Here is a 19,823-nt window from a genome sequence, read left to right on the forward strand (position 1 = left end):
GACGACGAGGGGTCACGGGTGGCAGTGGCGGAGGACGACGCGGCGTTGCTCGCCCGGCACGTCGCCGGCGACCCGGAGGCCTTCGGCCTGCTGGTGAACCGCCACCGCGACCGGCTCTGGGCGGTCGCCCTGCGCACCCTCGGCGACCGCGAGGAGGCCGCCGACGCGCTCCAGGACGCCCTGGTCTCCGCCTTCCGGGCCGCCGCCGGCTTCCAGGGGCGCTCGGCCGTCACCACCTGGCTGCACCGGATCGTGGTCAACGCCTGTCTGGACCGCGCCCGGCGCAGCGCCACCCGCCGCACCACCCCGCTGGACGACGACCCCCAGCGGCTGGACACCCTGGTCGGCTCCGCCGAACCGGCCGACTCGCCGGTGGTCCGGGCCGAGGTGCACCGCGAACTGACCGCGGCGCTCGCCGAGCTGCCCCCCGAGCAGCGGGCCGCACTGGTCCTGGTCGACATGCAGGGCTACCCCGTGGCCGAGGCCGCCGAGCTGCTGGGCGTCCCGGTGGGCACGGTGAAGAGCCGCTGCGCACGCGGCCGGGCCCGGCTGCTCCCGCTGGTCCGGCACCTGCGCGAGACGGACGGCGGGACCGGCGGCGGATCCGGTGTTCCACGTGGAACACCGGGGCGCGGCGCGCCGGGACGCGGGACACCCGCGCGGGAGACACCGAACGCCCCTGGCGCGGCCCCACCGTCCCGCCGGGACGCGCAGGGGAACCCGACGGGCCCCCGCACCGTCACAGGGACAGGCCCGGACACCGGCCGGACGATGCTGGAAGGAGATGCGAGCACGCGATGACCGCCCCCCTCTCCTCCCCCGAGCCCGCCGACGCCCACCCCTCCGTCGAGGAGCTCGCCGACCTGGCCGAGCGTCTGGCCGAACCCGCCGAGGCCACCGAGGCCACCGAGGCCACCGAGGCACTGCGCCGGCACCTGGACGGCTGCGTCGAGTGCCGGGAGACCGCCGACGCACTGGCCGAGGTGCAGGCGCTGCTCGGCGCCGTCGAGCCCGAGCCGATGCCCGCCGACGTCGCCGCTCGGCTGGACGCCGCCCTGGCCGAGGCCGCCCGCACCGAGAGCACCCGCGCCGAGGACGCCCCCGCCGAGGGCTCCAGCCGCCCCCAGGAGGCAGCCTGGACCGACCGCCGGACGGTCACCCCGGCCCCGTCCGCACGGACCGCTGCGGCACCCTCCGCACCCCCCTCCCGCCCCGCCTCGGCCACCGGACCCGGCCGCCCCCGCCCGCGCCGACGGCGGGCCGGTCTGCTGCTCGGCGCGGTCGCCGTGCTGGCCGCCCTCGGGCTCGGCGGGGCGCTGCTGGTGAACTCCTCCGACCCGGACCACCTCGCGGTCACCGCGGGCGCCCCGGCGGGCACCTCCGCCGCCGACCAGAGCGCCCGCACCCCCCGCAGCACCGGCCCGGTCACCGTCTACCGGGAGGACCAACTGGCCGCCCAGGTCCAGCAGTTGCTGGCCCGCTCCGGCACCGCTCCCGGACTGCGCGCGACCGGACCCGCCAAGTCCGACGCCGCAGCGCCCGCCGAGGGCGTCCGGCCGGAGCCCAACGCCTCGGCCGCCCCGAACTCCGCCGCCTCCCCCCCTGCTCCCGCCCAGCCCTCGCCGGCCACCTGTCCGGCCCCCGCCCCGGGCACCCCGCTGGCCGTCGACCGGGGCAGCTTCCAGGGCGCCCCGGTCGACGTCCTGGTCTACCCCGCTCCCGGCCGACCCGGGTTCGTGGACGTCTATCTGCGCTCCCCCGACTGCGGCCCCGTCGTGCTGCAGCGGACCGTCCCCAGGGGCTGACCAGAGGTTCCCAGCCGTCGCGGGTCCGTTCCCATGCGATCGACGACCAGGACGCCACGCCGCTCCCACAGTGCGGGCGCCTGGTACTGATCGACCTGGGAATGCGAGAGACTGGTCAGTCGTTGTCCCGGGCGGCGGAGCAGGACCGCCCTCCCCGCAGCAAACGCGGGTCGCGATGCGAACCAGGAGAAGCAGTGAGCGACGTCCGTAACGTGATCATCATCGGTTCCGGCCCGGCCGGGTACACCTCCGCGCTCTACACGGCCCGTGCCTCCCTCAAGCCGCTGGTCTTCGAGGGGGCCGTCACCGCCGGTGGCGCACTGATGAACACCACCGAGGTCGAGAACTTCCCGGGCTTCCGGGACGGCATCATGGGCCCCGAGCTGATGGACAACATGCGGGCGCAGGCCGAGCGCTTCGGCGCCGAGCTGGTCCCGGACGACATCGTCGCGGTCGACCTCACCGGTGACATCAAGACCGTCACCGACTCCGAGGGCAATGTGCACAAGGCCCGCGCCGTGATCGTCACCACCGGCTCCCAGCACCGCAAGCTGGGCCTGCCGAACGAGGACAAGCTCTCCGGCCGCGGCGTCTCGTGGTGCGCGACCTGCGACGGCTTCTTCTTCCGTGACCAGGACATCGCGGTGGTCGGCGGCGGCGACACCGCCCTGGAGGAGGCGACCTTCCTCTCCCGCTTCGCCAAGAGCGTCACGATCATCCACCGCCGGGACACCCTGCGCGCCTCCAAGGCGATGCAGGAGCGCGCCTTCGCCGACCCGAAGATCCGCTTCGAGTGGGACAGCGCGGTGGAGGCCATCCACGGCGACCCGAAGCTGACCGGCGTCACCCTGCGCGACACCACCACCGGCGAGACCCGCGAGCTGGACGTCACCGGCCTGTTCATCGCGATCGGCCACGACCCGCGCACCGACCTCTTCAAGGGCCAGCTGGACCTCGACGCCGAGGGCTACCTCAAGGTCGAGTCCCCCTCGACCCGGACCAACATCGAGGGCGTGTTCGGCGCCGGCGACGTCGTGGACCACACCTACCGCCAGGCCATCACCGCCGCCGGCACCGGATGCTCCGCCGCGCTGGACGCCGAGCGCTACCTGGCCGCGCTGGACGACCTGGAGTCCAAGGCCGCCGCCGTGGCGGTCTGACCCCCTCGCCACCGACCGAACCCCGCGGTGGGTGTTCCACGTGAAACACCCCCGCCCCGGCCAGGCAGAAACAGAACGGGCCCGTCCGTTGTTCTCCTGGCAGCCCCCTCCGTCCGAACCCGAGGAGTTCCCGTGGCCGGCGCCACCACTACCGTCACCGACGCGACGTTCAAGTCCGACGTCCTGGAGAGCGACAAGCCCGTTCTGGTCGACTTCTGGGCCACCTGGTGCGGCCCGTGCCGCCAGGTCGCCCCGATCCTGGAGGAGATCGCGGCCGAGCACGGCGAGAAGCTGACCATTGCCAAGCTCGACGTGGACGCCAACCAGGTGACCGCCGCCGAGTACAACGTCATCTCGATCCCGACCCTGATCCTCTACAAGGACGGCCAGCCGGTGAAGCAGATCACCGGTGCGCGGCCGAAGGCCGCGCTGCTGCGCGAGCTGGACGGCCTGATCTAGGTCCACCGGTCATCGACCGAACGGCGGCGGGGCTCCCCACTCGGGGAGCCCCGCCGCCGTCGTTCCGCCACGGCCCTCGGATCAGCCGCTCAGAACGGCCGCAGTGCCGGCTCCTTGCGCCCGCCGCCGAGCAGCCGCTCCAGCGCAACCTCCACATCGCCCCGCCAGGACAACGTGGTCCGCGCCTCCAGCCGCAGCCGCGGGTAGCGGTGGTGCGGCCGTACGGTCTTGAAGCCGACCGCGAGCAGGTGGTCGGCCGGCAGCACACAGCTGGTCGGCACCCGGCCCGCCGAGCCGAAGGCCTCGATCGCCCGCACCCCACGCCCGAGCAGGTCCTTGGCCACCGTCTGCACCAGCACCCGGCCGAGCCCCTGTCGCTGGTAGCCCGGCAGCACTCGGCTGACCATCAGCTGAACGGCGTCCGGCGAGACCGGGCTGGTCGGGAAGGACTGCGAGCGGGGGACGTAGGCGGGCGGTGCGTAGAGCACGAAACCGGCGGGCTGGTCGTCCACGTAGACGATCCGGCCGCAGGAGCCCCATTCCAGCAGCACCGCGGAGATCCACCCCTCCTTCTCCAGCTCCGGCTTCCCGGACTCCACCGCTTCCTTCCCGCTGACCGGGTCCAGCTCCCAGAACACGCAGGAGCGGCAGCCGGTCGGCAGATCCACGAGGTTGTCCAGCGTCAGCGGAGCTATCCGGCGTCCCATGGCCCGCACCTCCTCCCTTTCACGGTCGAGCATTCCCCCGCGAACGCCGATGGGTGCATGTTTCACGTGAAACAGCGCTCACGTGGAACATGCACCCATCGGGTCGTTGCCCTCGGCCGGCTCAGCCGTGCGACAGCCGCAGACCGTCCTCACCCGGAGCCATGCTGTCCAGGATCCGGTTGAGGTCCTCCACCGAGCCGAACTCCAGTACCACCTTGCCCTTGCCCAGCTTGCCGCCGCGCTGCGACACCTCGACCTTGACCCGGGTGTCGAAGCGGTCCGAGAGCCGGGTCGCCAGGTCGTTGAAGGCCGGGGACATCAGTTTGCCCGCCTTGGGCGCCTGGCGCTTGGGCTTCTGCTCGGCGCTCATCAGCTTGGCGATCTCCTCGGTGGTCCGCACCGAGAGGCCCTCAGCGATGATCCGCTTGGCCAGCTCCTCCTGCTGGTCCGCGTCCGGGATGCTCACCAGCGCCTTGGCGTGGCCGGCGGTCAGCACCCCGGCGGCGACCCGCCGCTGGACGGACGGCGGGAGCTTCAGCAGCCGCAGGGTGTTGGAGACGTGCGGGCGCGAGCGACCGATCCGGTCCGCCAGCTCGTCATGGGTGCAGGAGAAGTCCCGCAGCAGCTGGTCGTAGGCGGCCGCCTCCTCCAGCGGGTTCAGCTCGGCCCGGTGCAGGTTCTCCAGGAGGGCGTCCAGCAGCAGCTTGTCGTCCTCGGTGGCCCGGACGATCGTGGGGATCCGCTCCAGCCCGGCTTCCCGGGAGGCGCGCCAGCGGCGCTCGCCCATGATCAGCTCGTAGCGCTCGGCCTCGACCTGACGGACCACGATCGGCTGGAGCAGCCCGACTTCCTTGATGGAGGCGACCAGCTCGGCCAGCTTGTCCGCGTCGAAGACCTCGCGCGGCTGACGCGGGTTGGGGGTGATCGCGTCCAGCGGCAGCTCGGCGAACCGGGCCCCGGCGACCTCGGCCAGCTCGGCCGCGCGGTCGGCCTTCTCCCGCAGGCTCTCGGCGCCGGCCCGGGCCGCCACCGTTCCCCGGCCGGACGGCAGCACCGGCACCGCGGTCGGCGAGACCGTCCCGGCCCCGGAGGGCTCCAGCACCACCGAGGCCGGTGCGGGCGTGGCCGCCGCGGGCTGTCCCGTCGCCCCGCCTACCGCTGGCGGAGCCGACGGGAGCAGTGCCCCGAGACCCTTCCCCAGACCCCTGCGACCACTCACCGATTACCCTCCGTCGTACCGTGCTGTGCCACCGGGGCGCCGTGCCCCTGCTGGCCGTCCCGCTGCTGGCCCACCCGCGAACCGCCCTGGACCACCGCACGCAGCGCGAGCTCGCGGGCGGCCTCCAGGTACGAGAGCGCCCCGGTCGAACCCGGGTCGTAGGTGAGCACCGTCTGCCCGTAGCTGGGCGCCTCCGAGATGCGCACCGAGCGCGGGATCGCCGTGCTCAGCACCTCGTTCTGGAAGTGGGTCCGGACCTCCTCGGCGACCTGGGCGGCCAGCCGGGTCCGGGCGTCGTACATGGTGAGCAGGATGGTCGAGACGTGCAGCGCGGGGTTGAGGTGCGCGCGCACCAGCTCGACGTTGCGCAGCAGCTGGCCGAGGCCCTCCAGTGCGTAGTACTCGCACTGGATCGGGATCAGCACCTCCTGGCCGGCCACCAGGGCGTTGACCGTCAGCAGGCCCAGCGAGGGCGGACAGTCGATCAGGATGTAGTCCAACGGCTGTTCGTAGGCGGCGATCGCGCGCTGCAGCCGGCTCTCCCGGGCCACCAGCGAGACCAGCTCGATCTCGGCGCCGGCCAGATCGATCGTCGCGGGGACGCAGAACAGTCCCTCGACGTCCACGACCGGCTGGACCACATCGGCCAGGGGCTTGCCCTCGACCAGAACGTCGTAGATGGAGGGCACCTCGGCGTGGTGGTCGATACCGAGCGCGGTGGAGGCGTTCCCCTGCGGGTCGAGGTCGACCACCAGGACGCGCAGTCCGTGCATCGCGAGCGAGGCGGCCATGTTCACGGTGGTGGTGGTCTTGCCCACCCCACCCTTCTGGTTGGCGACCACGATCACCCGGGTGTTGGCGGGCCGGGGTAGCCCTTCCCCCGCTCGGCCGATCGCCTGGACCGCAGCCTGGGCGGCCCGTGCGATGGGCGTGTCATCGATCTGGCCGATGGTCTCCGAGTCCTGCATGGGGGTCAGTGTTTCACGTGAAACCGCAGCGGCAACAGTCGCCGCCCGGTCGCGGCGGAGGATTCCCGAGAGCAAGGAGCGACGTTTCACGTGAAACACCATGCCCGCTATGTCGGAAATCTGACGTTGCGACACTCCGGTTTTCCGGCGTCGGCCCGGCCGTCACCTGAACGACGACGGGCGGACGGTCCCCCCGTCCAGGAGGACCGTCCGCCCGTTCTGTCGCATGTCCGACGCCACTGGGCCTCAGCGGCCGCGGCGCCGCCCGCCCCGGCCGCGCTCGCCGCCCTTGGCGTTGGCGTTGCGGCCGGCCCGGGCCACCTTGGCCCGCCGCGTCGCGGCCTTCACACCGCCGGGGCTCTCCCCCGCCTTGACCTGGACCACCCGGGTCGAGGTCTCCAGGGTGCCCTCGCCGACCGAGATGACGCTCCACTCGACCGCGCCCAGCTTGGCCAGCCCGGCGCGCGAGTCGGCCAGCTCCTGCTCGGCGCTGTCGCCCTTGAGGGCCAGCATCTGTCCGTGCGGACGCAGCAGCGGCATCCCCCAGCCGGCCAGCCGGTCCAGCGGCGCCACCGCGCGGGCGGTCACCACGTCCACCGCGAGCTTGCCGACCATCTCCTCGGCGCGACCGCGCAGCACCGTGACGTTGTCCAGCCCCAACTCCCGGACGACCTCCTCCAGGAAGGTGGTCCGACGCAGCAGCGGCTCCAGCAGGGTCACCGAGACGTCCGGACGGGCCAGCGCCACCGGGATGCCGGGCAGCCCGGCACCGGAGCCGACATCACACAGGGTGGAGCCGGTCGGCAGCAGCTCGGCCAGCACCGCACAGTTGAGCACATGGCGGTCCCACAGCCGGGGCACCTCGCGCGGCCCGATCAGCCCGCGCCTGACCCCTGCGGTGGCCAGCAGCTCGGTGTAGCGGACGGCGGCGTCGAAGCGATCACCGAAGACCTCCCGGGCGGCGACCGGCGCCTCGGCCAGCACGTCCAGCTCGGGTGCCTCGGCCGCCCGCCCCTCAACGTCCGGATCCACGTCCGCCCCTGGACGGCCGGCGGCCGTGTTCTCCGTGTCCATCTCGACCTCTCCGATCCCCGGATCCACCGACCCGCTCAACGCACTGTTTCACGTGAAACATCCCGGAAGGGACGACGACCCCGCCCGCACGAGGCGGACGGGGTCGCGTCCGGTGAAGCTCACCGGCCGCCGGAGCGGCCGGTCATCGACCGTCGGCCTCAGGCCGGCAGCACGACCACACACCGCTGGGGCTCTTCGCCCTCGGACTCACTCCGCAGACCGGCGGCCGCGACCGCGTCGTGGACGACCTTGCGCTCGAAGGGCGTCATCGGCTGCAGCTTGACCTGCTCGCCGGTGCTCTTGGCCTGCTCCGCGGCCTTGGCACCGAGGGCGGCCAGCTCCTCACGCTTGCGGGCCCGGAAGCCGGCAATGTCCAGCATGAGGCGGCTGCGCTCGCCGGTCTCCCGGTGGACAGCCAACCGGGTCAGCTCCTGCAGGGCCTCCAGCACCTCGCCGTCCTGGCCGACCAGGCGCTGCAGCGCGCGGTCGTTGCCGTCGCTGACGATGGAGACCAGGGCGCGGTCGCCCTCGACGTCCATGTCGATGTCACCGTCGAGGTCCGCGATGTCGAGCAGACCCTCCAGGTAGTCCGCCGCGATGTCGCCCTCCTGCTCCAGGCGGGAGATGAGGCTCTCGTCGGCGCTGGCGGCGGCCTCGGCCTCGACGGCGGAGGTGGTGCCTTCCGTCACTGATGGACTCCTTCGGAGTTGGGCCCGTCTGGCGGGCCGGGAACGAAGCTCTACGGGGCTGCCGCAACAGGCCAGGGGTCGGTCAGGACTTCTTCTTCGGCCGCTGACCGCCACGCTTGGGCTGCTGCCGGGTCCCCTGCCTGGTGCCGGCGGGCTTGGCCGCGGTCTGCTTGGCGGCCGTCGGCTCGGGGCCGGGCTCGGCCGGAACGGCGTCGCTCGACTGCTCGGACTGGGTGTCCTGGGCGTCCTCGGCCGCCTGCGTGCCGGCACCGCCGTGCTGGCGCTGGGCCTTGGTCTGCCGACGGGGCTGCTGGCGGCTCGCCCGAACCGACTCCTCGACCACGGCCGCCGCGGAGGCCGCCTCGCTGATGGCCGCCTTGGACGGGGGCAGCAGGCCCCAGAGCGCACCCTTGATCTCCGTACCGTCCGCACGCAGCCGGCCGGCCTTCTTCAGCCGCACCTGGCGCTCCTCGAAGGCCTTGCTGCCCGGGGTCGGGTTGTTGCGGATGACGATCAGCTGCTGGCCCATCGACCAGACGTTGGTGGTCAGCCAGTAGACCAGGACACCGACCGGGAAGTTGATGCCCATCACGGCGAACATGACCGGGAAGACGTACATCAGCATCTTCTGCTGCTGCATGAACGGCGTCTTCACCGTGAGGTCGACGTTCTTGGTCATCAGCTGGCGCTGGGTGATGAACTGCGACAGCGACATCAGGATGATCATCACCGCGGTGACGATCTTGACGTTGGTCTCACCGCTGCTGACGAAGGTCGCAGACAGCGGGGCGCCGAAGATGTGCGCCTTGCCGGCGCTCACCAGCAGGTCGCCGTGGATCACCCCGATCGGCTTGCCCTTGGCGACCGAGGCCAGCACGCCGTAGAGGGCGGTGAAGAACGGGGCCTGCACGATGATGGGAAGGCAGCTGGAGAACGGGTTGGTACCCGCCTCCTTGTACAGCTTCATCATCTCTTCGGACTGGCGCTGCCGGTCGTTCTTGTAGCGCTCCTGGATGGCCTTCATCTTCGGCTGGATCGCCTGCATGGCCCGGGTCGCCTTGATCTGCTTCACGAAGAGCGGGATCAGGCAGATCCGGATGACGACGACCATCGAGGCGATGGACAGGCCCCAGGCCCAGCCACCGTCCGGATTGAAGATGTGGCTGTACAGCGAGTGGAACTGGACGATGATCCAGGACACCGCCGTGTAGAGGGGACTCAGAAAACCGAAGGTCACCGGTCAGACTCCTTGGGCATCGGGCTTCGCCACCGGCTCCGGCTCGGCGGTCCCGCTCTTGGGGCTCAGCAGATCGCGCAGCCGGCGGTGCCACACCGGGTGCTTGCGCGGCGGTACATGGTCCACGCCGCCAGGCGACCAGGGGTTACAGCGCAGGATGCGCCACACGGTCAGTCCGCCGCCCTTGACCGCTCCGTGCACCTTCACGGCCTCGTAGCCGTAGTGCGAGCAGGAGGGGTAATAGCGGCAGACCGGACCGAGCAGTGGGCTGATCGTCCACTGGTAGACCCTGATCAGGCCCATCAGCAGGTACTTCATCGCCCTGCTCCCGTCGGCGCCGTGGCGGCGGGCTCGACCCTCAGCAACCGCTTCAGCGCCGCGTCAAGATCACGTTCGAGATCCTGGTACGAGGCGGTCGCGGCCTGGGGCAGCGCACGCACCACTATCAGGCTACCGGCGGGCAGCCTGGACAGACGATCACGAACGAGATGGCGCAACCGGCGCTTGACCAGGTTGCGAACGACCGCCGGGCCAACGGCCTTGCTCACGACGAAACCCGCACGCGCCGAAGGAGTCCCCTCGGCGACGTGCGGGCGGGAGTCGCTGGTCCGGTCGGCCTGCCCCTGGGGGTCGGCCTCTCTGCTGAGATGGACGACCAGAAGGGGCCGGCCGGCCCGGCGACCGCGTTTCACCGCGGTCGCGAAGTCCTGGCGCCGCCGCAGCCGATTCTCGGAGGGCAGCACAACAGACTCTGTCGTGGATCAGGCGGACAGGCTGGCGCGGCCCTTGCCACGGCGGGCAGCCAGGATGGCGCGGCCGGCGCGGGTACGCATACGCAGCCGGAAGCCGTGGGTCTTCGCGCGACGACGGTTGTTCGGCTGGAAGGTGCGCTTGCTCACTCGGGGGCTCCTGAGGTGAATCGTAGGATGACGGGGAGTCGCTTGGCCGTCACCGTGCGTCCGCGTGATCTCCCCTGATTCGGAAATCCGGCCCATCGCCCCAGTTCGGCTGGGGTCTGAGGCAATCCACGGCGCCCGTGCTGCGCGCCTTATGGAGCGGGTGGACCCGCGGACATGCGGCAGCGGCCATCGACAACTCGACCTGGTTACGGTACGCGGGACGGGGCGTGAGGGTCAAACCGGCCGCCCGGGGCGTGTTTACCCACAGCCTGTGGACAACGACTTGATCCGTCCCTGTTCGCTGACTACCGTTGCAGGACTTGTCTGGTTTGTTCTTGGAAAGCGTGCACCAGTGGCTGATGTCAACAGCGACCTCGTCCCGGTCTGGGCGAGGGTCGTCGAGCGGCTGGTCAACGACCCCGATATCGGCGAGATGGACAAGCAGTGGGTGCAGCGCACCCAACCCATGTGGATGATGCACGACACCGCCCTGCTGGCGACCCCGAACGAGCGTGCCAAGCAGGTGCTGGAGGGCCGACTGCTTCCGCAGCTGACCGACGCCCTCAGCCGTGAACTCAGCCGACCGGTCCGGATCGCCGTGATGGTCGACGCCAACGCCGTGCCCACCACCCCCGCGCCCACCGCCCAGGCCCCCGCCGAGCCGTACCCCGGCCCGGCCGAGGAGGACTCCGGCGGCTACGGCGGACCGGGATACCAGCAGCCGTACGAGCAGGACTACGAGCGTCCCCGCTACGACACCGGCGGCTACGAGCAGCGCCCGGCGCCGTACGGCGGCCAGCCGGCCCAGCCCTGGCCCGGCTACCAGGAGTCCGGCTACCAGGAACCGCAACAGCCCTACCGCGAGCCGGATGAGCCCGCGCCCCGCCAGGCGCCGCGGCCCCTGCCCAGCCCGCCCTCGACCACCCAGGGCGACCTGTTCGGCGGCGCCTACGGCCCCGGCCCGGGCGAGCAGCCCCGCGCCGGCGCCGGGCGACGTGCGCACGGCACCCGGCCCACCGGCGGCCGCCCGGCCGAGAAGGCCGGCGCGGAGCGCGCCACCGACCGCCCCGCCGTCCCCGGGGTACCCGCCCCGCCCGGCGCTCCCCCGGCCGGCGGCTCCCGCAAGGACGAACCGGCCGCCCGGCTGAACCCCAAGTACCTCTTCGACACCTTCGTCATCGGCGCCAGCAACCGCTTCGCGCACGCGGCGGCGGTGGCGGTCGCCGAGGCCCCGGCCAAGGCGTACAACCCGCTCTTCATCTACGGCGAGTCCGGGCTGGGCAAGACCCACCTGCTGCACGCCATCGGGCACTACTCGCGCAGCCTCTTCCCGGGAACCCGGGTGCGCTACGTGTCCTCGGAGGAGTTCACCAACGAGTTCATCAACTCGATCCGGGACGGCAAGGCGGACACCTTCCGCCGCCGCTACCGGGACATGGACATCCTGCTCGTGGACGACATCCAGTTCCTCGCGAGCAAGGAGTCCACGCAGGAGGAGTTCTTCCACACCTTCAACACCCTGCACAACGCGAACAAGCAGATCGTCCTCTCCTCGGACCGGCCGCCCAAGCTGCTGACCACGCTGGAGGACCGGCTGCGCAACCGCTTCGAGTGGGGTCTGATCACCGACGTCACCCCGCCGGAGCTGGAGACCCGGATCGCGATCCTGCGCAAGAAGGCGATCCAGGAGCAACTCAACGCCCCCGCCGACGTGTTGGAGTTCATCGCGTCCCGGATCACCCGCAACATCCGGGAGTTGGAGGGCGCGCTGATCCGGGTCACCGCCTTCGCCAACCTCAACCGGGCACCGGTGGACCTGGAGTTGGCCGGGATCGTCCTCAAGGACCTGATCCCGGGCGGGGACGAGGACGCCGGCCCGGAGATCACCGCGCAGGTCATCATGCAGCAGACCGCCGCGTACTTCGGCCTGGGTGTGGACGACCTCTGCGGGTCCTCGCGCAGCCGGGTGCTGGTGACGGCCCGGCAGATCGCCATGTACCTGTGCCGGGAACTCACCGACCTGTCGCTGCCGAAGATCGGCGCGCAGTTCGGCGGCCGCGACCACACCACGGTGATGCACGCGGACCGCAAGATCCGCTCGCTGATGGCCGAGCGGCGCTCGATCTACAACCAGGTCACCGAACTCACCAACCGCATCAAGAGCTAGCGCCCGTCCACGGGCGGGGCCGGGCGGGCCCGCAGAGGGCGTCAGGAGCGATCCTGACGCCCTTTTTGCCTATCCACAGGTGTTTACCGGGCTGCGGCTGGGCAGGGATCCCGTCGACGGACGTTCCGCCAGTCCACAGCCCGCGCCGAACAACTGACCGGTGATTCGAAACCCGGGAGCGCGCAAGGCCGTTGTCCACAGGACCGGCCCCTTCCGCACAGTCCACAGGCTGGGGAGTCCGAAGTTATCCAGAATTCGTCCACAGGGCCGTCGCCGCTACGCTCTTCCGCGCAGGTCAGATGCCTGGGGACTTGTGCACAACGGTTATCCACAGGCTGTGGACAAGTGACGGGCCGCCAGTGGGCCGTTCGGGTTATCCACCGGTTGTCCCCAGGACCAGGGCGGTTATCCCCAGGTTGTCCACAGCTGGGTCCACAGTTCGACAACCGTGAACCACCGTTCACGCCCCGGTGTGAAAGGCGTCACGAAAAGTTGACCGGCGCCCGTGGATAACCGGGCCCGGATCTGGGGACAGTCCTGGGGATAACCTGTGGATACCCTGCGTGCCCTGTGGGTAACGCTCGGCTGTCCACAGCGCGGCCTGCCCGTCCACAGCCGCCGTCCACACCGACTGTGGACAAAAATCGGGCGTTGACCTGCGGAAACGGGGTTATCCACGGTTTCCACAGGCCCTACTACTACCGCTACACAGATAGACCGTGAACCTGCTTTCAAAGTGGGTGGGCCCGAAATCTGTGGACAAGCGCTCCCCGACATCTGTTCGGGTTCGCTTCCGCCCGTCTGCCCCGTCTGCCCCGTCTGTCGGCGGAGTACGTCAGACTGTCCTTTGCAGCTGGAAGCGGAGTGGCAGAGCTCGGCGGACAGCAGGACCGACGATCAAGATCAGACGAACCAGAGTGCGAGCGGGAGCGCTCGATCCAGGAGGCGGTTACCGGTGAAGTTCCGGGTGGAGCGTGACGTCCTCGCGGAGGCGGTGGCCTGGGCTGCCCGCAGCCTCCCGGCACGGCCGCCGGTGCCGGTGCTGGCCGGCCTGCTGCTGACCGCCCAGGAGGGCAGCCTGGCGCTGTCCGGCTTCGACTACGAGGTCTCGGCCCGGGTCGAGCTGGAGGCGGACGTCGAGGAGGCCGGCACCGTCCTGGTCTCCGGTCGACTCCTCAACGACATCTCGCGCAACCTTCCCAACAGGCCTGTGGAGATCTCCACCGACGGCCAACGGGTCAACTTGGTCTGCGGCAGCTCCCGCTTCACCCTCCCCACCCTGCCCGTGGACGAGTACCCGGCCCTGCCGCAGATGCCGACCGCCACCGGCACCGTCTCCGGTGACGTCTTCGCCTCCGCCGTCAGCCAGGCCGCGGTCGCCGCCGGCCGGGACGACACCCTGCCGGTGCTCACCGGTGTCCGGGTCGAGATCGAGGGCGACCGGATCACCCTGGCCGCCACCGACCGCTACCGCTTCGCCGTCCGCGAGCTGCTGTGGAAGCCCGAGCAGTCGGACATCTCCGCGGTCGCCCTGGTGCCCGCCAAGACCCTGCTGGACATCGCCAAGTCCCTGGGCAGCGGCGACAACGTCTCCATCGCGCTCTCCTCGGGCGGCGCGGGCGAGGGCCTGATCGGTTTCGAGGGCGCCGGCCGCCGCACCACCACCCGGCTGCTGGAGGGCGAGTTCCCCAAGTTCCGCAGCCTCTTCCCCACCGAGTTCAGCGCGGTCGCCGCGATCCAGACCCAGCCCTTCCTGGAGGCGCTCAAGCGCGTCTCGCTGGTCGCCGAGCGCAACACCCCGGTCCGGCTCAACTTCGAGCAGGGCGTGCTGACCCTGGAGGCCGGCTCGGGCGACGACGCCCAGGCCACCGAGCGGATCGAGGCCGACCTGGAGGGCGACGACATCTCGATCGCCTTCAACCCGGGCTACCTGGAGGAGGGCCTCAAGGCCATCGACTCCCCCTACGCCCAGCTGAGCTTCACCACCCCGACCAAGCCGGCCCTGCTCAGCGGCAAGGTCTCGGTGGACGCCGAGGAGGACGAGGCGTACCAGTACCTGATCATGCCGGTGCGCCTCTCCGGCTGAAGCCCGGAAGCGGCGTGATCCCGGGGGTGTGGGGGTCGTCCCCCACAGGACGCAGCATGCCGGTGCGCCTCTCCGGCTGACCCCGGTTCCGCCCGTTACCCACAGGCTGTGCACACCCGCTGTGCACAGCCTGTGGACGTCTCCCCCGGTCGGCCCGACTGCGCAGAGCCCGTCCCGGTCGAAAGCGTAGGCTCGGGGAGTGCGGCAACGGCGCCGCCGGCAGGCACGTCCCCACAGTAAGGATTTGGTCATGGAGCTCGGCCTCATCGGTCTTGGCAAGATGGGCGGCAACATGCGCGAGCGGATCCGCCGCGCCGGCCACACCGTCGTCGGCTACGACCGCAACCCGGAGATCTCCGACGTCGAGAGCCTGCAGGAGCTCGTCAAGAAGCTCCAGGGCCCCCGCGTGGTCTGGGTGATGGTCCCGGCCGGTGCCGCGACCCAGGCGACCGTCGACGAGCTCGCCGAGCTGCTCTCCCCCGGCGACGTGGTGGTCGACGGCGGCAACTCCCGCTGGACCGACGACATCAAGCACGCCGAGGCGCTGGCCGCCAAGGGCATCGGTTTCGTGGACTGCGGCGTCTCCGGCGGCGTCTGGGGCCTGGAGAACGGCTACGCGCTGATGTACGGCGGCGACGCCGAGCACGTCGCGCGTGTTCAGCCGGTCTTCGACGCGCTCAAGCCGGAGGGCGACTTCGGCTCGGTGCACGCGGGCGCGGTGGGCGCCGGCCACTTCGCCAAGATGGTCCACAACGGCATCGAGTACGCGATGATGCAGGCCTTCGCCGAGGGCTGGGAGCTGCTGGAGGCCGCCCCCGAGGTCACCGACGTGCGCGAGGTCTTCCGCAGCTGGCAGGAGGGCACCGTCATCCGCTCCTGGCTGCTGGACCTGGCCGTCCGCGCCCTGGACGAGGACGAGCACCTGGGCAAGCTGCGCGGTTGGGCCGCCGACTCCGGCGAGGGCCGCTGGACCGTCGAGGCCGCGATCGACCACGCCGTGCCGCTGCCGGCGATCACCGCCTCGCTGTTCGCCCGATTCGCCTCCCGCCAGGACGACTCGCCGCAGATGAAGATGATCGCCGCGCTGCGCAACCAGTTCGGCGGCCACGCGGTCGAGTCGAAGTAGTCCCCTTCCGGGGCGGAATTCCCCAGGGATTCCCGGTAACCCACAGGTCTGTCCACAGAAGGCGAGCGCAGTCCACAGCCATGCACGTCGCGCATCTGTCGCTCGCCGACTTCCGGTCGTACGCCCGGGCCGAGGTTCCCCTCGACCCGGGCGTGACGGCCTTCGTCGGGCCCAACGGCCAGGGCAAGACCAACCTGGTCGAGGCGATCGGCTACGTCGCCACCCTGGGCAGCCACCGGGTCGCCACCGACGCCCCGCTGATCCGGCTCGGCACGGAGCGGGCGGTGATCCGCACCTCGGTGGTGGACCGCGGCCGTTCCACCCTGATCGAGCTGGAGCTCACCCCGGGCAAGGCCAACCGGGCCCGGATCAACCGTTCCGACAACGTCCGCCCGCGCGACGTGCTGGGCCTGCTGCGCACCGTGCTGTTCGCCCCCGAGGACCTCAGCCTGGTCAAGGGTGACCCGGGTGAGCGCCGGCGCTTCCTGGACGAGCTGCTGACCGCCCGCGCGCCCCGGCTGGCCGGGGTCCGGCAGGACTACGAGCGGGTGCTGAAGCAGCGCAACGCCCTGCTGAAGACCGCGGCGATGGCCCGCCGGGCGGGCGGCGGCAAGGGCGCGGACCTGTCCACCTTGGAGGTCTGGGACGGCCATCTGGCCCGGGCCGGCGCCGAGTTGACGGCTTTCCGGATCCAGCTGGTGGCCGCTCTGCAGCCATTGGTGACGGCGGCTTACGGGCAGTTGGCCCCGGGCGGCGGCGAGACCTCGCTGGAGTACCGCAGTTCCTTCGAGGGCGAGCTGCCGACCAGTCGCGAGCAGGCCGAGGAGCAGCTGCTGAGGGCGCTGCAGGCGGTGCGCAAGCAGGAGGTCGAGCGCGGGCTCACCCTGGTCGGCCCGCACCGCGACGAGCTGGTGCTCAAGCTCGGCCCACTGCCCGCCAAGGGCTACGCCAGCCACGGCGAGTCCTGGTCGTTCGCGCTGGCGCTTCGGCTGGCCTCGTACGAGCTGCTGCGCGCCGACGGTGGCGAACCGGTGCTGATCCTGGACGACGTGTTCGCCGAGCTGGACGCCGCCCGCCGGGACCGGTTGGCCGAGCTGGTGGCCGACGGCGAGCAGGTGCTGGTCACCGCGGCGGTGGCCGAGGACGTACCGAAGGCCCTGGCCGGCGCCCGGTTCGCGGTCTCCGACGGCGCCGTCCGCCGGATCGACGCCTGATCCGTCGCCTGATCCGCTCGTCACACTCACCGCGGCGCGGGCACGCCCCGCCGTTCCACGTCCGACCGCTCCCGTAGGCTGGACGGCTCATCGGTTGTCCACAGGCTGGGGAAAGGAGATCGCCGTGAGCGAGCCGGCGGAGCACTCCCCCACCCCCGGTGCCCCCGAGCCCACCGGCGCCGACCTCGCCCGTTCCGCGCTGCGGGCGGCCCGCGCCCAGGCCCGTCAGCGCGGCGAGCAGGTCCAGCAGAAGCGCGAGGCGAAGCGGCACGGTCTGCGCAGCGGCGCCCGCTCGGACGGCCGCGACCCGGTCCCGCTGGGCGCCGCGTTGAACCGGCTGCTGACCGAGCGCGGCTGGGAGTCCTCCGCCGCGGTCGGCGGGGTGATGGGCCGCTGGCCGCAGATCGTCGGGCCGGACATCTCGGCGCACTGCCACCCCTCCTCCTACGACGAGGCCGCCGCGGTGCTCACCGTGCAGTGCGACTCCACCGCCTGGGCGACCCAACTGCGCTGGCTGGCACGGCAGTTGGTGGCCCGCCTGAACCACGAGCTGGGCCACGGCACGGTGAAGACCATCAAGGTGCTCGGCCCGGCCGCGCCCGCCCGCGGCTACGGCCGGCTGCGCGCGCCCGGGAGCAAGGGCCCGGGCGACACCTGGGGCTAGGGCCCGTCGTCAAGCCCCCTGGGGGCCGCCGGCCCCGCCGAGATCGGACCACGATCTTCCGGAACCCCTGACGGCCCTTCCAGGCGCCTCAGGCCCCCCGGGCGAGTATCGGGACTCGTGCGGAGGGGATTCAGGGCGGCATATCTGCCTTCAAGGGCTGCCAAACGCCCATCTCTGTCAGTCGTACCGGTAGACTGAGAGCCAAACACTGTTGCTAGTGGCAACCGAGTCGAAACGCTGTGGTCGCACGCCTGCCCGTTCGGGGAGCGCATGCGGCCCGTGCTGTGCCAGAGAGGGCGCTTCGTGGCCGATTCCGGCAACCCCAGCCAGACCCCAGACCAGACCGACCAGGCTTCCTACACCGGTAGCAACATCCAGGTGCTGGAAGGCCTCGACGCCGTCCGCAAGCGCCCCGGCATGTACATCGGCTCCACCGGTGAGCGCGGCCTGCACCACCTGGTGCAGGAGGTCGTGGACAACTCCGTCGACGAGGCGATGGCCGGGTACGCCGACACCATCGACGTCACGATCATGGCCGACGGCGCGATCCGCGTCGTCGACAACGGCCGCGGCATCCCGGTGGACATCGTCCCCGGCCAGGACAAGCCCGCCGTCGAGGTCGTGCTCACCGTCCTGCACGCGGGCGGCAAGTTCGGCGGCGGTGGCTACGCCGTCTCCGGCGGTCTGCACGGCGTGGGTGTCTCCGTGGTGAACGCGCTGTCCACCCGGCTCTCGGTGGAGATCCACAAGGACGGCCACATCTGGACCCAGGACTACAAGATGGGTGCGCCGACCGCTGCCCTGGTCAAGGGCGCGGAGACCGGCCGCACCGGCACCACGGTGACCTTCTGGGCCGACGGCGACATCTTCGAGACCACCGTCTACTCCTTCGAGACGCTCTCCCGGCGCTTCCAGGAGATGGCCTTCCTCAACAAGGGCCTGTCGATCTCGCTGACCGACGAGCGCCCCGAGCACGTGGACGAGGAGGGCAAGCCGCTCACCGTCACGTACAAGTACGACGGCGGCATCGCCGACTTCGTCGCCCACCTCAACTCCCGCAAGGGCGAGCCCGTCCACCCCTCGGTGATCGACTTCGAGGCCGAGGACAAGGACAAGTCGATCTCGGTGGAGATCGCGATGCAGTGGAACTCCTCCTACACCGAGGGTGTCTACAGCTTCGCCAACACCATCCACACCCACGGCGGCGGTACCCACGAGGAGGGCTTCCGCGCCGCGCTGACCGGCCTGGTCAACCGCTACGCGCGGGACAAGAAGCTGCTCCGGGAGAAGGACGACAACCTCTCCGGCGAGGACATCCGCGAGGGTCTGACCGCGATCATCTCGGTCAAGCTCGGCGAGCCGCAGTTCGAGGGCCAGACCAAGGACAAGCTCGGCAACACCGAGGCGAAGACCTTCGTCCAGAAGGTCGTCCACGAGCACCTGAACGACTGGCTGGACCGCAACCCCAACGAGGCCTCGGACATCATCCGCAAGTCCATCCAGGCCGCCACCGCGCGCGTCGCCGCCCGCAAGGCCCGCGACCTCACCCGCCGCAAGGGCCTGCTGGAGTCCGCCTCGCTGCCGGGCAAGCTCTCCGACTGCCAGTCCAAGGACCCGTCCGAGTGCGAGATCTTCATCGTCGAGGGTGACTCCGCCGGCGGTTCGGCCAAGCAGGGCCGCGACCCGCGCACCCAGGCCATCCTGCCGATCCGCGGCAAGATCCTGAACGTCGAGAAGGCCCGGATCGACAAGGTGCTGCAGAACACCGAGGTCCAGGCGCTGATCTCGGCCTTCGGCTGCGGCATCCAGGAGGACTACGACGAGTCCAAGCTGCGGTACCACAAGATCGTCCTGATGGCGGACGCCGACGTCGACGGTCAGCACATCCGCACCCTGCTGCTGACCCTGCTGTTCCGCTTCATGCGGCCGCTGGTCGAGTCCGGGTACGTCTACCTCGCCATGCCCCCGCTGTACAAGATCAAGTGGGGCAAGGACGACTTCGAGTACGCCTACTCCGACCGCGAGCGTGACGCGCTGATCGCCGCCGGGGTGGCGGCCGGGCGCCGGCTGCCCAAGGACGACGCGATCCAGCGCTTCAAGGGTCTCGGCGAGATGAACGCCGAGGAGCTCCGGGTCACCACGATGGACGCGGCCCACCGGCTGCTGCTCCAGGTCACCCTGGAGGACGCCGCCCGCGCCGACGAGCTGTTCTCCGTGCTGATGGGCGAGGACGTCGAGGCCCGCCGCTCCTTCATCCAGCGCAACGCCAAGGACGTCCGCTTCCTGGACGTGTGACGCGCCTGCACCCCAGGCCCCGCACGTACCAGTCCGCGTGAAAGGAAACTGACC

Annotated in this window: 19 protein-coding genes; 10 read left to right on the forward strand and 9 right to left on the reverse strand. The window is 71.0% G+C overall.

The window, feature by feature from the left end; all coding sequences use genetic code 11:
• Positions 1-18 precede the first annotated feature (18 nt).
• The 4 genes from sigM (at position 19) to trxA (ending at position 3,424) form a co-directional block, all read left to right on the forward strand.
• On the forward strand, positions 19-801 hold the full coding sequence (sigM, locus tag ABZW30_RS01135) for an RNA polymerase sigma factor SigM (RefSeq protein WP_355668911.1): 783 nt from the start codon (positions 19-21) through the stop codon (positions 799-801).
• Positions 798-1,805, forward strand: a complete 1,008-nt coding sequence (locus tag ABZW30_RS01140; protein WP_355668912.1) for a hypothetical protein — start codon at positions 798-800, stop codon at positions 1,803-1,805. The genes sigM and ABZW30_RS01140 overlap by 4 nt, the downstream gene beginning before the upstream one ends.
• A 194-nt stretch (positions 1,806-1,999) precedes the next feature.
• Entirely contained in the window at positions 2,000-2,965 is a 966-nt protein-coding gene (gene trxB / locus ABZW30_RS01145; protein ID WP_355668913.1) for a thioredoxin-disulfide reductase, read from the forward strand.
• Between the two features lie 132 nt (positions 2,966-3,097).
• Positions 3,098-3,424, forward strand: coding sequence for a thioredoxin (gene trxA, locus ABZW30_RS01150; protein WP_355668914.1), 327 nt, complete (start codon positions 3,098-3,100; stop codon positions 3,422-3,424).
• An 89-nt stretch (positions 3,425-3,513) separates the two neighbouring features.
• On the opposite strand, the gene ABZW30_RS01155 is transcribed toward trxA, so the two are convergent.
• From ABZW30_RS01155 to rpmH, 9 genes are all read right to left on the reverse strand, one after another.
• A complete protein-coding gene (locus tag ABZW30_RS01155) occupies positions 3,514-4,131 on the reverse strand; it encodes a GNAT family N-acetyltransferase (protein ID WP_355668915.1) in 618 nt (205 codons plus the stop codon).
• A gap of 121 nt (positions 4,132-4,252) precedes the next feature.
• Entirely contained in the window at positions 4,253-5,350 is a 1,098-nt protein-coding gene (locus ABZW30_RS01160) for a ParB/RepB/Spo0J family partition protein (protein WP_355668916.1), read from the reverse strand.
• Positions 5,347-6,318 carry a ParA family protein gene (locus ABZW30_RS01165; protein WP_355668917.1) on the reverse strand — a complete coding sequence of 324 codons (972 nt, stop codon included), beginning with the start codon at positions 6,316-6,318 and terminating at the stop codon, positions 5,347-5,349. Before ABZW30_RS01165 ends, ABZW30_RS01160 begins: the two co-directional genes overlap by 4 nt.
• Positions 6,319-6,564: 246 nt before the next feature.
• On the reverse strand, positions 6,565-7,392 hold the full coding sequence (gene rsmG, locus ABZW30_RS01170) for a 16S rRNA (guanine(527)-N(7))-methyltransferase RsmG (RefSeq protein ID WP_355668918.1): 828 nt from the start codon (positions 7,390-7,392) through the stop codon (positions 6,565-6,567).
• A gap of 158 nt (positions 7,393-7,550) precedes the next feature.
• Positions 7,551-8,081 carry a R3H domain-containing nucleic acid-binding protein gene (locus ABZW30_RS01175; RefSeq protein WP_355668919.1) on the reverse strand — a complete coding sequence of 177 codons (531 nt, stop codon included), beginning with the start codon at positions 8,079-8,081 and terminating at the stop codon, positions 7,551-7,553.
• 82 nt (positions 8,082-8,163) lie between these two features.
• On the reverse strand, positions 8,164-9,318 hold the full coding sequence (gene yidC, locus ABZW30_RS01180; RefSeq protein WP_355668920.1) for a membrane protein insertase YidC: 1,155 nt from the start codon (positions 9,316-9,318) through the stop codon (positions 8,164-8,166).
• A 3-nt stretch (positions 9,319-9,321) separates the two neighbouring features.
• Positions 9,322-9,636 (reverse strand): membrane protein insertion efficiency factor YidD, encoded by a 315-nt coding sequence (yidD, locus tag ABZW30_RS01185; protein ID WP_316522234.1) that lies wholly within the window; start codon positions 9,634-9,636, stop codon positions 9,322-9,324.
• The gene (rnpA, locus tag ABZW30_RS01190; RefSeq protein WP_355668921.1) at positions 9,633-10,061 is read right to left on the reverse strand and encodes a ribonuclease P protein component; all 429 of its coding nucleotides are present in this window, start codon (positions 10,059-10,061) and stop codon (positions 9,633-9,635) included. Before rnpA ends, yidD begins: the two co-directional genes overlap by 4 nt.
• Positions 10,062-10,079: 18 nt before the next feature.
• Positions 10,080-10,217: a 50S ribosomal protein L34 gene (gene rpmH / locus ABZW30_RS01195; RefSeq protein ID WP_030059672.1), complete on the reverse strand. Its 138-nt coding sequence runs from the start codon at positions 10,215-10,217 to the stop codon at positions 10,080-10,082.
• Between the two features lie 352 nt (positions 10,218-10,569).
• Here rpmH and dnaA point away from each other — a divergent pair, with 352 nt between their 5' ends.
• The 6 genes from dnaA to gyrB all read left to right on the forward strand — a co-directional run bounded on the left by dnaA (position 10,570) and on the right by gyrB (position 19,769).
• Complete coding sequence (gene dnaA / locus ABZW30_RS01200) at positions 10,570-12,384, forward strand: chromosomal replication initiator protein DnaA (RefSeq protein ID WP_355668922.1); 1,815 nt, start codon at positions 10,570-10,572, stop codon at positions 12,382-12,384.
• Between the two features lie 955 nt (positions 12,385-13,339).
• Positions 13,340-14,470 (forward strand): DNA polymerase III subunit beta, encoded by a 1,131-nt coding sequence (dnaN, locus tag ABZW30_RS01205; protein WP_355668923.1) that lies wholly within the window; start codon positions 13,340-13,342, stop codon positions 14,468-14,470.
• A gap of 250 nt (positions 14,471-14,720) precedes the next feature.
• Entirely contained in the window at positions 14,721-15,596 is an 876-nt protein-coding gene (gene gnd, locus ABZW30_RS01210; RefSeq protein ID WP_355668924.1) for a phosphogluconate dehydrogenase (NAD(+)-dependent, decarboxylating), read from the forward strand.
• 80 nt (positions 15,597-15,676) lie between these two features.
• Entirely contained in the window at positions 15,677-16,810 is a 1,134-nt protein-coding gene (recF, locus tag ABZW30_RS01215) for a DNA replication/repair protein RecF (protein WP_355668925.1), read from the forward strand.
• A 124-nt stretch (positions 16,811-16,934) separates the two neighbouring features.
• On the forward strand, positions 16,935-17,474 hold the full coding sequence (locus ABZW30_RS01220) for a DciA family protein (protein ID WP_355668926.1): 540 nt from the start codon (positions 16,935-16,937) through the stop codon (positions 17,472-17,474).
• 279 nt (positions 17,475-17,753) lie between these two features.
• The gene (gyrB, locus tag ABZW30_RS01225; protein ID WP_355668927.1) at positions 17,754-19,769 is read left to right on the forward strand and encodes a DNA topoisomerase (ATP-hydrolyzing) subunit B; all 2,016 of its coding nucleotides are present in this window, start codon (positions 17,754-17,756) and stop codon (positions 19,767-19,769) included.
• Positions 19,770-19,823: the final 54 nt, after the last annotated feature.

It is taken from the genome of Kitasatospora sp. NPDC004669 (genome assembly GCF_040609455.1).
In the GTDB taxonomy this organism is placed as follows: Bacteria; Actinomycetota; Actinomycetes; order Streptomycetales; family Streptomycetaceae; genus Kitasatospora.